Raw genomic sequence first — 12,688 nt, 5'->3', positions numbered from 1 at the left:
CTCTAAGGTGATTTTTTTAGTTTAAGCTACTTCAAATTTAGTAACTTTTCTTTCAGTTAATTTAGCACTATCTTTGCCAATAAGTGCACCAGCATCAACTAGAAAGATGTTTTTAGAAATTATTAAATCCATAAGGCTGTTTGCCTCAAGAGAAGTTATGTCACTTTTTACTCCGCTTATGCTTAAAGTTGTGTTTTTCCCACCTTCAGTTGTAAATGTCATTGCTAAAATATACTCCATAAATTACACCTCTTTCATAAATTTTGATTTAAGTGAGAGCCCAAATTTTATATTTGGCTGCTCGAACTTACTCCTACTAATGTATATTAGTAGTGAGTTTCATTAAAAAGATAAAAATTAAGCGTTTTCTAAAACTGAACTTACATTAACAAAGATTTCACGAGTCTGTGTATCCATAAGGTCTTTTATAGCTGAAGCTACTGCATAGATTCCTTCTGGATCAGCATCATTTTTTACATTAGAAAAAGTCTTTTTAGTGAATGTGGCGTCTCCTGCCTTATCTGTCCCGTTTTGTACCTCAATGCTTAGTGATGTTGAGTCGATGATTTTGTTTACTGCCATAATAAAATCCTCCTTCATTTTTTATAATTTTAATTTAAGATTTAGGATTAGTAGAAGTTAAAGATCATCATTTGTATCAATGACCATACCTACTTTAGTAGAAATTATAGTGTTTAATTTATTGATTGAATTGGATAGTGTAATAATTTGTTTTTCAAGTTTTATCAAAAGATAGCTGCTTACTGCAACAGGAAAACCAACATTGCCTATTATCCCAATCAGTTCATTAAATTCCATGAATTTCACCTCCCATTAGAGATATACGCGCGAAATGAAAAAAACACATAATTTTTTTAAAAAATTTTTTGGAAAAATTTTTAGATATTGTGTAAACCTATATGAGTTGGAGATTCGGGTTAAAAATAAATTTTTAAATTTTTAGAAAGTTTATTTAAAACAGTACTTTTTCTTTGAAGTGCAGTTGAATAACAAATATTTTTTAGGCTTGCATACTCTTTGGTTGTATTTTCATTAAAAAAAATGAAATTAATTAATTCTTTTTCCTCAGAGCTAAGTTTGTTAATAATAGTATTCAAGGCTTCATATTCAGCATTGTTGCAAACAACCTCTTCAAGGTTTAATTCTTTTGAATCCATATTTTCCATACCATCATCATGTATTGAAAGAGCTTCAATTCCATCACAAACACACCGCCTTTTACTCTTTCTTGCAATAGTGCAGATACCATTTTTTATGCTATTAGTTGCATATGATATAAATCTATGTGTTTCTGAATTATATGAAGATATACATTTTAATAAAATTTTATAACACTCACTTTTAATATCTTCAAATTCATATCCATAAATGAATGATTTTAGAGCGTGATTTACAATAAAAGGTGTAAATTCATCAACTAACTTTTCTTTTGCATTATAATCTTGATTTTTTGCCTGTAATACCAACATTTCAATATAGTCATAGTCCATATAAAAACCTCCAATACAAAATATTGTAGAGAACATAAATAATACCCTACATATAGTATATACGCGCGAAATAGAAAAAACTGTAAAAATTTAGTGTGAAAGTTTTTAGTGTTTAAATTTATTTGCGCGTATATCTCTTATGGAGGTGATTTTTAATGAAAAACTTTATTATAGCTGTTGGTCATACTGCAAGCGGAACTAAGGGGTGCGGCGTTATTTCAAGGCTTAATGAAAGTAACTGTACAAGAGAAATCTGTGCTCTTTTATTTAAAAATCTGAAGATGAAGGGACATAATGTATATCTTTTAAGAGTTGATCATGGGAATACTTATAATTATGAAGACTGCTATGTCAGAGTAAATGAAGCAAATAAAATATTTAAAACAAAAGAAGTTAATCTTTATGTAGAAATTCATATTAACGCAGGGGGAGGCACTGGAACAGAGGTATGTATCACAGGAAAGTCAGATTATGCTAAAGCTTATGCAGAAAAAGTAAGCAGCAGAGTATCAAATTCATTAGGAATAAGAAATAGAGGTGTAAAGATAAGAAGTCTTATTGTATTAAATAGAACAATCATTCCAGCAATTTTAGTAGAATGTCTTTTTGCAGATAGTGATGATGCAGCAAAATACAATCCAGACAAGATTGCAAATGCTATATGTGATGCATTATGTAATACAAATGATACCACAAAAGAGTGGAAGCTTGGCTGGAATGAAAATAATATTGGATGGTGGTACTGCACAGATTTAAATAATAAATATTATTACACATCAAAGAATGGATGGCAGCATATTGATAATGAATGGTATACATTTGATAAAGATGGTTATGCTTTATGTTTATCGTGGTATTTTGATGAAAATAAGAAATCTTGGTACTACTTAGATAAAAGATGTAAAAGAGTTACAGGTACTAAGGATAAACCATTATGGCTTTGGATTGATGGATTTTGTTATGGATTTGATGAAGAAGGAAAGATGTATTATGACTGCATAACATCTGATGGATTTGAAGTTGATAAAAATGGGGCATGGATTAAGTGATTAATAGATTAATAAGTTAAGATTTGTAATGAGATTTAATTACTATTTCTTTTAAGATAAACATAAATGGGATATAATGAAGATAGGATTTTATATAGAATGAGAGAGGTGATTATATATGCTATTACCTAGTGAAGAAAAAAAATATACTTATAGAGAATATTTACAGTGGCCAGAAGATGAAAGATATGAACTTATAGAAGGAATTCCGTATATGCAGGCGGCACCATCATGGCAACATCAAGCTATCTCAAGGGAATTAATAATTCAATTTGGAAATTATTTAAAAGGGAAAAAGTGTAGTGTTTTTTCGTCACCTTTTGATTTAATACTAACTAATGAGGAAGACAAGATGGATGGCAAAAATGTATTTCAACCAGATTTATTAGTAGTTTGTGATTCTAGTAAATTGATAGGAACAGGGTATACTGGAATTCCAGATTTAGTGATTGAAATTGTATCACCGTCTACGGCTAGAAGTGATAAATTTTATAAATTTAATATGTATGAAAAGTTTGGAATAAAAGAATATTGGATAATAGAACCTGATATAAAATTACTTAGTGTTTTTACATTAAATAAAGACGATAGGTATGGAAGACCAGAGTTATATAGTGAAGTTGATAAAGTTAAGGTTCAAGTACTAAAAAATTTAGAAATAAATTTATCAGATGTATTTAATTATTAAGTAATAATTATAGATATAAAAAAATAGGAGCTGTCGCATTAAGAAATGTAGCCACAACATTTTGTTGTAGAATTCAAAGTTCGAATACAATATATTGTAGTTTTTATTCTTTGTGCGACAGCCCCTATTTTTTATTCTTTAGGAAATTATATTTATGGACAATCTGTGTATAAACTGTTTTTAAAAATATTGCAATAAACTAATATTATTTAACCTAAAGAATAAAAAAGAAAATATATGCGCCTGACCTTTTCTTCGGCAAGCTCAGAAAATTCAGAATGCGCTGAAAAAAATCGACGGCTAAAGGATTTTTTTGAATTTAAGTTACCATATTCTATTGGATTTATATTTTATATGGCGTTATATCATAGTCGCCTTGGCGATTTTTTTATAGTGAACTTTTTTTGAAAACAAAGAATATATAAGGCTTTTAAGACTTTTGTTTGCTGACAGTAAAAAAATGACGATAAATAGTTATGATATTTGAAGAGAATAAGAAAAATAAGGTAAAAAATACAACAAAATAATCAGATATGGCTGAAAAATGAATTGAAAATATTTCCCAAATATGAGATAAATTAAATAACATAAATATTTAGGAGGTAAAGATAAAAAATGAAAAAAATTATTGTGAAAAACAACATTGAAGAATTAAAAATGAGAAATGAAATGACGTATAGGGAAATAGCAGAGATAGCAAAAGTATCTGTAGCATATATATGCCAGTTAGCTAAAGGCAAAAGAAAAAATCCTAGTTTTTCTGTAATGGAAAGAATAGCTTTTGCATTGCAAAGTACAGTATATATGGTATTTAAAATGGGATATAAATCTCAAATTATGGCCTAAAGGATATGAATTTTAAGATTTTTAGAGCTTATAAAATTATATGCATTGAACTAAACACTAAGCCTTCATTTGAAGGCTTAGATAAATTCAGAAAATTCTATTTGTGGGAGTGTGGGAATAATGGGAGAAGGTAAGTGGATAAAAACATATGTAAATAGTTATGATGATACACCAAGTAAGATGATAGATGCACGTGATGATAGAGATGTTATTCATTATATTAGAGGAAGGCTTAATGCACTTGCTGGAAAGGTTAACAGAAATGGCGAATTATATATGACAGAAACAAAGCCATATACAATTAAAACTCTAGCAATAGAATTTAACAGGGATTTTGAAGTGGTAAAAGAAGCAGTAAAGGTACTTAAAAGTCTTGAAGTTATTGAAATAACAGAAGATAGAGTATTAAAAATTAGCGATTGGGAAATAGATCAAAATATTGAGGGACTTGAAAGAATAAGAAAGCAGACTAGTGAAAGAGTAGCAAGACATAGGGCTGCAAAGAAAGCTAACGAATATAATAAGCTAGTTGAAGAAGAAAAGAAACCTGAACTTCCTAAAAGATCTAAAGAAGATAGTAAAGGAAATTATGAAGGAAGTAAACAGAAATTAATACAAGACCAAGGCTGTTTGGACGAAGAAGATACGCTTGATGATCAATTGGATTGTATAGATGAACTTAATTATGGATGTGATAATAATGTTGAAAGTAATGCTTCTTGTAATGGTGAGGAGCTTAATAATATAGAAGACAACATAATAAATAATAATAACTCAGAAAATGAAGTACATTACATAAATGAAATAAGAGATTTAAGTAGTGTAATAGATAATATTGATTCAAATAATCAAATGCTTAGTAAAGATAAAGCAGAAAATACAAATGATAATGATTCAAAGCGTAACGTTACAGTAACGCAGCAGAATAAGAGAAGAGGAAAGAAAAGAAGTAAGAAAAAAGATAAGAGAGAGAGTAAGAAAAAAGAGAATAGCAGTTTAATAGAATTTTCATGTGATAGTAATGAGTTTGAGATTAGTGATGATAATGTTGAAGATTTGTTTTGTGAAAGCTTTGTAAGTGAAGAATCAGGGTTTGGTGATGAGATAGGGGATGACAATAACACAATTTTTTTTGATGTTTCAGAAAGTTATAAACCTGATGAGCAGTCTGTAACCTGTTTTGAAATGAATGGTGCCATTAGCTGTAAAGAGCAGTTAATAAAAAGTATTGAAATTTATAATTCTAGGGATGAGATTGGACAAGAAGTAAATAGTTTTGAAGTTTCTCATGTTAGGAATAGTAATAGACAAACGGTAAATAGCTTTGAAGTTTCGTATGCTGGACATAATAGTGAAGAACCTGTAAGTAGTTTTAAGACTTTCGATTCTGAATATAAGAGTGAAGAAAGTGCAAAAATACTTTTGAAGTATTGTAATGACATTGTTACATGTATACCGGAAAATATTACGCTTAATGCATTGAAATATGCTATTAATACTCATACTGAAAGGTATGTAAAAATGGCTATAGATAAATCAATGGAAGCAGGTAAATTTAATATGGCATATATTAATGGCATACTTAAGAATTGGAAAAGAGAGGGGTATCCAAATGAAGATAGTAAGGGGGAAAGTATAAATGGAACAAACAGCTATGGAAAAGGTAATATCCAGGATACAGGAAAATTTGAAGGATTCAAACCAAAGGAACCAAGAAAGCTTACTGAAGAAGAACGAAAGTCTGCAGAAAAAAATCTCATATAAATGTGAAAAATGCCATGATACAGGATGGATTTTGGTAAAGCAAGATAATGCTCAGCCTTTAGCTTTATATTGTGAATGTACTAAAATGGGCAGAATAAAGAAGCAATGGAAATCATGTGGCTTAAATTCAGAAATGGTGAATTATAAGTTTTCTAATTATCTAGTATGGAATGAATCATCTAAAATGGCTAAAAGTACAGCTATTGCTTATTATAATTATTTTGAGAAAGTAAAAAACACTAGAAAAAACAGCATTTTGCTTTGTGGACAAGTTGGCAGTGGAAAAAGTCATTTAAGCATTGCTCTGGCATTAAACTTATTAAATAGAAATATAAGGGTTCTTTATATGCCATATAGGGATATTGTAACAAAAATTAAACAAAACATGATTGATGAAGAATATTATCAGAGAATGATTTCAAAGTATCAGACATGTGAAGTACTTTTAATTGATGACCTATTTAAAGGAAGAGTAAATGAAAGTGATGTGAATATAATTTTTGAAATAATAAATTATAGATACTTAAATTATCTACCTATAATAGTAAGCAGTGAATTTACCATAGAAAAGCTTCTTACTTTTGATGAAGGTGTTGGTTCAAGAATATATGAAATATGTAAGGATTATGTTGTTGAGATTAAGAAGGATATGAGGAATAATTATAGATTAAAATGAGGGAATAGAAAATGCTTTTAAAACTTTAGCGAAATTATACAAGTAACCTAGAAACTTACTAAGTATATGGTAAAAATAAGATTTTATACAATAAAGTAATATAAATACTTATTATTTATATTATTGACAAATTTGTTAATTAGTATAGAATAGATAACATAACGACGAGGTTATAACTTAAGTGATTAAGTTATAACCTCGTTATTTTTTTATAAAAATGTAGGAGGGGAAATAATGAAAATCACAAGAAAAATATTAGCAATAATATCAATAATAGCTTTAACTTTTAGTTTAACTGCTTGTGGTGGAGGAACAAAAGATTCTAAGGCTGAGGGAAATAATGAATCAGTAGAAGATACATCCACATCTGGAAGCCCATTAAAGGTTCAAATTGATGCTGAGATTGCATCAATGGATCCACAAATAGCAACAGATGGTATTTCTTTTGAAGTATTAGCAGCAGTTACAGAAGGACTCTATTCTTTAAGTGATGATGGTTCAGCAGTTGAAGCTATAGCAGATAAAGTTGAAAAAAGCGAAGATGGTTTAACTTATACTGTAACACTAAAAGATACAAAATGGTCGAATGGTACTCCAGTAACAGCGAAAGATTTTGTATTTGCGTGGAGAAGGCTTGTTGATCCAGCAACTGCAAGCGAATATTCATTTATTGCAGGAATAGCAGGAATAAAAAATGCAGATGCCATTGTAAATGGAGAAATTACTCCAGATCAATTAGGGATTACAGCTAAAGATGATAAAACTTTAGTTATAGAGCTAGATATTCCAGTGCCATTCTTTGAATCATTAATGGCATTCCCTTCATTCTTCCCAGTTAATGAGGAATTTTATAATAAATGTGGGGATAAGTTTGCAACAACTGTTGATACAATTCTTTGTAATGGAGCATTTAAAGTTGCTTCATATGAGCCAGCAGCAACTACAATCAACCTAGAAAAGAATACGAACTATTGGGATGCTGATAAAGTGCAATTATCAGGTATTCAATATCAAGTAATTAAAGATTCTCAGCAAACTATGCTTTCATACCAAAATGGTGATTTAGATGTAGCTACCCTTTCAGGAGAACAAGTGGAACAATTCCAATCTGATCCTGAATTCAAAAATATTATGTCAGGATATTTATGGTATATTGCATCAAATAAAAAAGTTGCAGGTTTAGATAATGAAAATTTACGTAAGGCTATATCACTTTCTTATGATAAAGAAGCTATCGTAAACAACATATTAAAAGATGGTTCTATAAAGGCTGACTTTTTGGTACCAACATTACTTGCGACAGGTCCAGATGGAAAAGATTTTAGAGATGGCACAGATACGTATCTTTCAACAGATAAAGCTAAAGCTTTAGAATATTATGATAAGGCAAAAACTGAACTTGGAAAAGACTCATTTGAATACACTATGTTAATTGATGATGCAGAATCAGCTCAAAATGTAGCACAATTTATTCAAGCAGAAATTCAAACTAATCTTCCAGGAATGAAGATTAATATTGAAACTTTACCAAAGAAAAATAGATTAGAAAGACTAAGGGCAGATGATTTTGAACTAGGATTAACTAGATGGGGACCTGATTATGCAGATCCAATGACTTACTTGGATATGTGGATCACAGGTAGTCCCAATAACTATGGTGCTTGGTCAAATACTGAATATGATTCATTAATTCAATCTGCTAAAAAGGGAGAACTTGCATTAGATTCAGAGAAAAGATGGGAAGCTTTAAAGAAAGCAGAAAAAATGGTAATGGATGAGGCTGTTATTTGTCCAGTTTATCAGCAAGGAAATGCTGTAATGATTAAAAAAAATGTTTCGGGAATTGAATTCCACTCAGTTGGGATTAACAGAGTTTATAAAAATACAACTAAAAATTAAATAATATTTCTAGAAAAATTAATAAAAAAATTACTTATACCCCATGAATAATGATGAATTATTCATGGGGTTGTTTAAATTAAGCTGCATTATGACTATCTATATGAATAGGATTTTCTATAGAGCTACAATAGATTATTTTCAATATTATAAGGATATATATGGAAGAAAGCCAATAATGATTTTCTACATAAGACGGTAGGTGACTGTCACTGTATTAATCGTAATATTGTAATTAGTAAAATGACAATATGGATGCAGAAATATCATAATTAATATAACAAAAAGATAATATTTTAATAAAAATATTATAAAAATGAAATAAAAATATAACTTTTATTGACAAATTTATTTATTTCTTTATAATATATAATATAACAACGAGGTTATAACTTAATTAATCACTTAAGTTATAGCCTCGTCATTTTTTATAAAAATATAGGGGGCATAATTAATGAAAAGCATAAAAAAAATACTAGCAATGTTATCAATAACGACTCTAGCTTTTAGTTTTACTGCCTGTGGTGGTGGGACAAGTACTCCTAATGCGGGAGCTACTGCAGAAAACACTTCAGCAGCTGGGGATCCGTTAAAAGTTCATATTGATGTTGAAGTAGCATCAATGGATCCACAAGTAGCAGTTGATGGTACTTCTTTTGAAGTATTGGCAGCAGTTACAGAAGGGTTATACTCTTTAGATGCAGATGGTTCTGCAATCCCAGCTATGGCTGATAAGGTTGAGAAAAGCGAAGATGGGTTAACTTATACTGTTACTTTAAAAGATGCAAAATGGTCAAATGGTACACCAGTAACAGCTAATGACTTCGTATTTGCATGGAGAAGACTTGTTGATCCTAAAACAGCAAGTGAATATGCATTTATGGGTGGAATAGCTGGACTTAAAAATGCCGATGATATTTCAGCAGGTAAAGTATCACCAGACCAATTAGGAGTTACAGCTAAAGATGATAAAACTTTAGTAATTGAATTAGATACTCCAGTTCCATTCTTTGAATCACTAATGGCGTTTCCTTCATTCTTCCCAGTTAATGAAGAATTCTATAATAAATGTGGGGACAAGTTTGCAACAACTGTTGATACAATTCTTTGTAATGGGGCATTTAAAGTTACTTCATATGAACCAGCAGCAACTACAATAAACCTAGAAAAGAATGCGGATTACTGGGATGCTGATAAAGTAAAATTATCAGGTATTCAATATCAAGTAATTAAAGATTCTCAACAAGCAATGCTTGCATACCAAAATGGTGATTTAGATGTAGCTACACTTTCAGGAGAACAAGTAGAACAATTCCAAGCTGATCCTGAATTCCAAAGCATCATGGCAGGATACTTATGGTACATTTCACCAAACTTAAAAACACCAGGTTTAGAAAATGAAAACTTACGTAAGGCTTTAGCACTTTCATATGATAAAGATGCTATTGTAAATAACATCCTAAAAGATGGTTCAATTAAAGCTGATTTTGCAGTACCAACATTACTTGCAACAGGACCAGATGGAAAAGACTTTAGAGACGGTACAGATACTTATCTTTCAACAGATAAAGCAAAAGCTTTAGAATATTATGATAAAGCAAAAGAAGAACTTGGAAAAGATTCTTTCTCATACACAATGATTGTTGAAGATACAGAATCAGCTCAAAATGTAGCACAATTTATTCAAGCAGAAATTCAAAAAACTCTTCCAGGTGTAACAATTAATATTGAAACAATGCCAAAGAAGAACAGAGTTGAAAGAATGCAAGAAGGTACATTTGAACTTGGATTAACTAGATGGGGACCTGACTATGCAGATCCAATGACATACTTAGATATGTGGACAACTGATAGTCCTAACAACTATGGTTTCTGGTCAAATGCTGAATTTGATCAAATTATTCAATCAGCTAAAAAGGGTGAACTTGCATTAGATGTAAATGCAAGATGGGATGCTTTAAAGAAAGCAGAAAAAATGGTAATGGATGAAGCTGTTATATTCCCAGTTTATCAAAAGGGTAATGCAGTTATGATTAAGAAAAATGTTTCAGGAATTGAATTCCACTCAGTTGCAATTAACAGAGTTTATAAAAATGCAACTAAAAACTAGGAAAATATAAATTTTTCAAATTATAATTGACGATGAACAATTGATGCCCATTGTGGGTACACAAAGTGCAATGAAGGAAGAAATTCTTAATTGTTAATTGTTCATTGTCAATTGTTAATTATATAAGGAGCGATTATGAATGAAAAAATATCTACTTAAAAGAATAGCAATATCTATCGCGACATTATTAGCAATTTTATTAATATTATTTTTAATGTTAGAGTTTATGCCTGGTTCTCCATTTAATGATGAGAAGTTAACGGTGGATCAAATTGCATTATTAAATGCAAAATATGGGTTAGATAAACCTATTTTAATAAGATTTTTTAACTATGTGAAAAATATGCTTACAGGAGACTTTGGAGTTTCTTATACAATTTCGAAAAATACACCAATTTCCACTTTGCTTCAAACACGTCTGCCAATATCAATAAGAATAGGTGGCCAGGCTGTACTTCTTGGAACAGTAGTTGGATTGGTTTTAGGAATAATTGCAGCTTTAAAACATAATACAATTTGGGATACATTAACTACTATAATTTCAGTTTTAGGTGTAAGCTTGCCTTCATATGTATTTGCATTAGCATTATCATATTCATTAGGATTTAAGTTAACATTATTTCCACTTCTTTATTCAGCGGACACTCCGTTTAAATCATCAGTGCTTCCAACAATAGCATTATGTATGTTTACTATTGCAACAATAGCACGTTTTACACGAACAGAGATGATTGATGTTTTAGGTTCTGATTATATACTTCTTGCAGAAAGTAAGGGAATAAGCGGTGTTCAATTAATAGTAAAACACCAATTAAGAAATGCTTTGATACCTATAATAACAGTTTTGGCACCATTAATTGTTGGGCTTATGACAGGAAGCCTTGTAATAGAAAAGATTTTCTCAATTCCAGGTATAGGTAGTTTGTTAGTTACTGCAATTCAGTCAAATGATTATAACGTTATTGTTGCAATAGCATTTATATATAGTGCTATGTATATAGGAATAATGCTTGTTGTAGATATATTATATGGAATTATAGATCCAAGAATAAGATTAGCAAAGGGGGATGACCATGAGTAGTAATATTGTAGAAAAAGATGTTCACTATGATTTCTTAGCTGATGATTTTAAGTTAGTTGGTGAAGAAAATGTATCTCATGTAGATAAAAACTATGCTAGTCAATCATATTGGAAAGATGTTTTAACTAGATTTATAAAAAACAAGGGTGCAATAATAGGATTAATATTCATAATATTAATCACAATAATGGCAGTGATCGGTATTCATTTAAATGGACATACATATGATTCACAGATAATATCACATCAAAATTTAGCACCAAGAGTTCCAGGTTTAGAGAACATAGGAATATTGGATGGTTCAGAAACAATGAATACAACAGCTGGTCCTGTAGAAACAAATAAATATGTACAAGAAGGAAAAACAACAGGCCTTGAAGATACATATTATTGGTTTGGAACAGATGTACTTGGAAGAGATATCTTTACAAGAACATGGATGGGAACAAGAATATCATTATATATATCATTAGTTGCGGTTGCAATTGATATTTTATTTGGATTAAGTTATGGACTAATATCAGGATATTTTGGCGGAGCAATTGATAATGCAATGCAGCGTTTTGCCGAAATATTAAATGGTATACCAAGTCTGGTAATTGTTACATTATTAATAATAGTATTAAAACCAGGATTACTTACAATAACTTTTTCACTTATGATTACAGGCTGGATTGGAATGAGCCGTATAGCAAGGGCACAAGTGCTTAAGCTTAAAGAGCAGGAATTTGTATTAGCATCAAAAACATTAGGTGCAAAAGATTTCTTCATTATATTTAGAGAGATACTTCCTAATATTTTTGGACAGATAATAACAAATACAATGTTTTCTATACCTAATGCAATATTCACTGAAGCATTTTTAGCATTTATAGGTCTTGGAGTGCCAGCACCTATGGCATCACTCGGAACATTAATAAGTGATGCATTTAAATCTTTCACAACTCATCCATATATGATAATTCCACCAGTAGTGGTTCTTGCGCTATTAATGCTTGGATTTAATATGCTTGCAGATGGTCTTCGTGATGCATTTGATCCTAAGATGAAAGAAATGTAGAAGG

The 12,688-nt window shown here is 30.2% G+C and carries 13 protein-coding genes; 9 read left to right on the top strand and 4 right to left on the bottom strand.

Going from position 1 to position 12,688, the window contains the following annotated elements:
• Positions 1 to 21 precede the first annotated feature (21 nt).
• The 4 genes from CNEONATNEC86_RS19015 to CNEONATNEC86_RS19000 all read right to left on the bottom strand — a co-directional run bounded on the left by CNEONATNEC86_RS19015 (position 22) and on the right by CNEONATNEC86_RS19000 (position 1,511).
• Entirely contained in the window at positions 22 to 240 is a 219-nt protein-coding gene (locus tag CNEONATNEC86_RS19015) for a DUF2922 domain-containing protein (protein ID WP_159136644.1), read from the bottom strand.
• Between the two features lie 117 nt (positions 241 to 357).
• Positions 358 to 582, bottom strand: a complete 225-nt coding sequence (locus CNEONATNEC86_RS19010) for a DUF1659 domain-containing protein (RefSeq protein ID WP_159136643.1) — start codon at positions 580 to 582, stop codon at positions 358 to 360.
• A 57-nt stretch (positions 583 to 639) separates the two neighbouring features.
• On the bottom strand, positions 640 to 819 hold the full coding sequence (locus CNEONATNEC86_RS19005; protein WP_058296712.1) for a YvrJ family protein: 180 nt from the start codon (positions 817 to 819) through the stop codon (positions 640 to 642).
• Between the two features lie 119 nt (positions 820 to 938).
• Positions 939 to 1,511 carry a sigma-70 family RNA polymerase sigma factor gene (locus CNEONATNEC86_RS19000; protein ID WP_058296711.1) on the bottom strand — a complete coding sequence of 191 codons (573 nt, stop codon included), beginning with the start codon at positions 1,509 to 1,511 and terminating at the stop codon, positions 939 to 941.
• Between the two features lie 155 nt (positions 1,512 to 1,666).
• Between CNEONATNEC86_RS19000 and CNEONATNEC86_RS18995 the strand changes: the two genes are divergently transcribed.
• The 9 genes from CNEONATNEC86_RS18995 (at position 1,667) to opp3C (ending at position 12,684) form a co-directional block, all read left to right on the top strand.
• On the top strand, positions 1,667 to 2,560 hold the full coding sequence (locus tag CNEONATNEC86_RS18995; RefSeq protein WP_159136642.1) for an N-acetylmuramoyl-L-alanine amidase: 894 nt from the start codon (positions 1,667 to 1,669) through the stop codon (positions 2,558 to 2,560).
• Positions 2,561 to 2,678: 118 nt separating this feature from the next.
• The gene (locus CNEONATNEC86_RS18990; RefSeq protein ID WP_159136641.1) at positions 2,679 to 3,248 is read left to right on the top strand and encodes a Uma2 family endonuclease; all 570 of its coding nucleotides are present in this window, start codon (positions 2,679 to 2,681) and stop codon (positions 3,246 to 3,248) included.
• A 615-nt stretch (positions 3,249 to 3,863) separates the two neighbouring features.
• Positions 3,864 to 4,094 (top strand): transcriptional regulator, encoded by a 231-nt coding sequence (locus tag CNEONATNEC86_RS18985; protein WP_058296708.1) that lies wholly within the window; start codon positions 3,864 to 3,866, stop codon positions 4,092 to 4,094.
• A gap of 120 nt (positions 4,095 to 4,214) precedes the next feature.
• Positions 4,215 to 5,858 (top strand): phage replisome organizer N-terminal domain-containing protein, encoded by a 1,644-nt coding sequence (locus CNEONATNEC86_RS18980; RefSeq protein WP_159136640.1) that lies wholly within the window; start codon positions 4,215 to 4,217, stop codon positions 5,856 to 5,858.
• Positions 5,749 to 6,534 (top strand): ATP-binding protein, encoded by a 786-nt coding sequence (locus tag CNEONATNEC86_RS21670; protein WP_370468824.1) that lies wholly within the window; start codon positions 5,749 to 5,751, stop codon positions 6,532 to 6,534. Before CNEONATNEC86_RS18980 ends, CNEONATNEC86_RS21670 begins: the two co-directional genes overlap by 110 nt.
• Before the next feature lie 234 nt (positions 6,535 to 6,768).
• A complete protein-coding gene (locus tag CNEONATNEC86_RS18970; RefSeq protein ID WP_159136639.1) occupies positions 6,769 to 8,433 on the top strand; it encodes a peptide ABC transporter substrate-binding protein in 1,665 nt (554 codons plus the stop codon).
• Between the two features lie 454 nt (positions 8,434 to 8,887).
• Entirely contained in the window at positions 8,888 to 10,543 is a 1,656-nt protein-coding gene (locus CNEONATNEC86_RS18965) for a peptide ABC transporter substrate-binding protein (RefSeq protein WP_159136638.1), read from the top strand.
• A 139-nt stretch (positions 10,544 to 10,682) separates the two neighbouring features.
• On the top strand, positions 10,683 to 11,624 hold the full coding sequence (locus CNEONATNEC86_RS18960) for an ABC transporter permease (RefSeq protein ID WP_159136637.1): 942 nt from the start codon (positions 10,683 to 10,685) through the stop codon (positions 11,622 to 11,624).
• Entirely contained in the window at positions 11,617 to 12,684 is a 1,068-nt protein-coding gene (opp3C, locus tag CNEONATNEC86_RS18955; protein WP_058296703.1) for an oligopeptide ABC transporter permease, read from the top strand. The genes CNEONATNEC86_RS18960 and opp3C overlap by 8 nt, the downstream gene beginning before the upstream one ends.
• Positions 12,685 to 12,688 lie beyond the last annotated feature (4 nt).

Origin of the sequence: Clostridium neonatale (assembly GCF_900465025.1) — a bacterium.
Taxonomy (GTDB): Bacteria; Bacillota; Clostridia; order Clostridiales; family Clostridiaceae; genus Clostridium; species Clostridium neonatale.
The sequence above is the reverse complement of the archived record's forward strand: the minus strand, read 5'-3'. Positions and strand labels throughout refer to the sequence as shown.

Bases quoted from the DNA above. Each gene is read 5' to 3' on its own strand.
- CNEONATNEC86_RS19015 (WP_159136644.1), bottom strand. From the start codon at position 240: ATGGAGTATATTTTAGCAATGACATTTACAACTGAAGGTGGGAAAAAC.
- CNEONATNEC86_RS19010 (WP_159136643.1), bottom strand. From the start codon at position 582: ATGGCAGTAAACAAAATCATCGACTCAACATCACTAAGCATTGAGGTA.
- CNEONATNEC86_RS19005 (WP_058296712.1), bottom strand. From the start codon at position 819: ATGGAATTTAATGAACTGATTGGGATAATAGGCAATGTTGGTTTTCCT.
- CNEONATNEC86_RS19000 (WP_058296711.1), bottom strand. From the start codon at position 1,511: ATGGACTATGACTATATTGAAATGTTGGTATTACAGGCAAAAAATCAA.
- CNEONATNEC86_RS18995 (WP_159136642.1), top strand. From the start codon at position 1,667: ATGAAAAACTTTATTATAGCTGTTGGTCATACTGCAAGCGGAACTAAG.
- CNEONATNEC86_RS18990 (WP_159136641.1), top strand. From the start codon at position 2,679: ATGCTATTACCTAGTGAAGAAAAAAAATATACTTATAGAGAATATTTA.
- CNEONATNEC86_RS18985 (WP_058296708.1), top strand. From the start codon at position 3,864: ATGAAAAAAATTATTGTGAAAAACAACATTGAAGAATTAAAAATGAGA.
- CNEONATNEC86_RS18980 (WP_159136640.1), top strand. From the start codon at position 4,215: ATGGGAGAAGGTAAGTGGATAAAAACATATGTAAATAGTTATGATGAT.
- CNEONATNEC86_RS21670 (WP_370468824.1), top strand. From the start codon at position 5,749: ATGGAAAAGGTAATATCCAGGATACAGGAAAATTTGAAGGATTCAAAC.
- CNEONATNEC86_RS18970 (WP_159136639.1), top strand. From the start codon at position 6,769: ATGAAAATCACAAGAAAAATATTAGCAATAATATCAATAATAGCTTTA.
- CNEONATNEC86_RS18965 (WP_159136638.1), top strand. From the start codon at position 8,888: ATGAAAAGCATAAAAAAAATACTAGCAATGTTATCAATAACGACTCTA.
- CNEONATNEC86_RS18960 (WP_159136637.1), top strand. From the start codon at position 10,683: ATGAAAAAATATCTACTTAAAAGAATAGCAATATCTATCGCGACATTA.
- opp3C (WP_058296703.1), top strand. From the start codon at position 11,617: ATGAGTAGTAATATTGTAGAAAAAGATGTTCACTATGATTTCTTAGCT.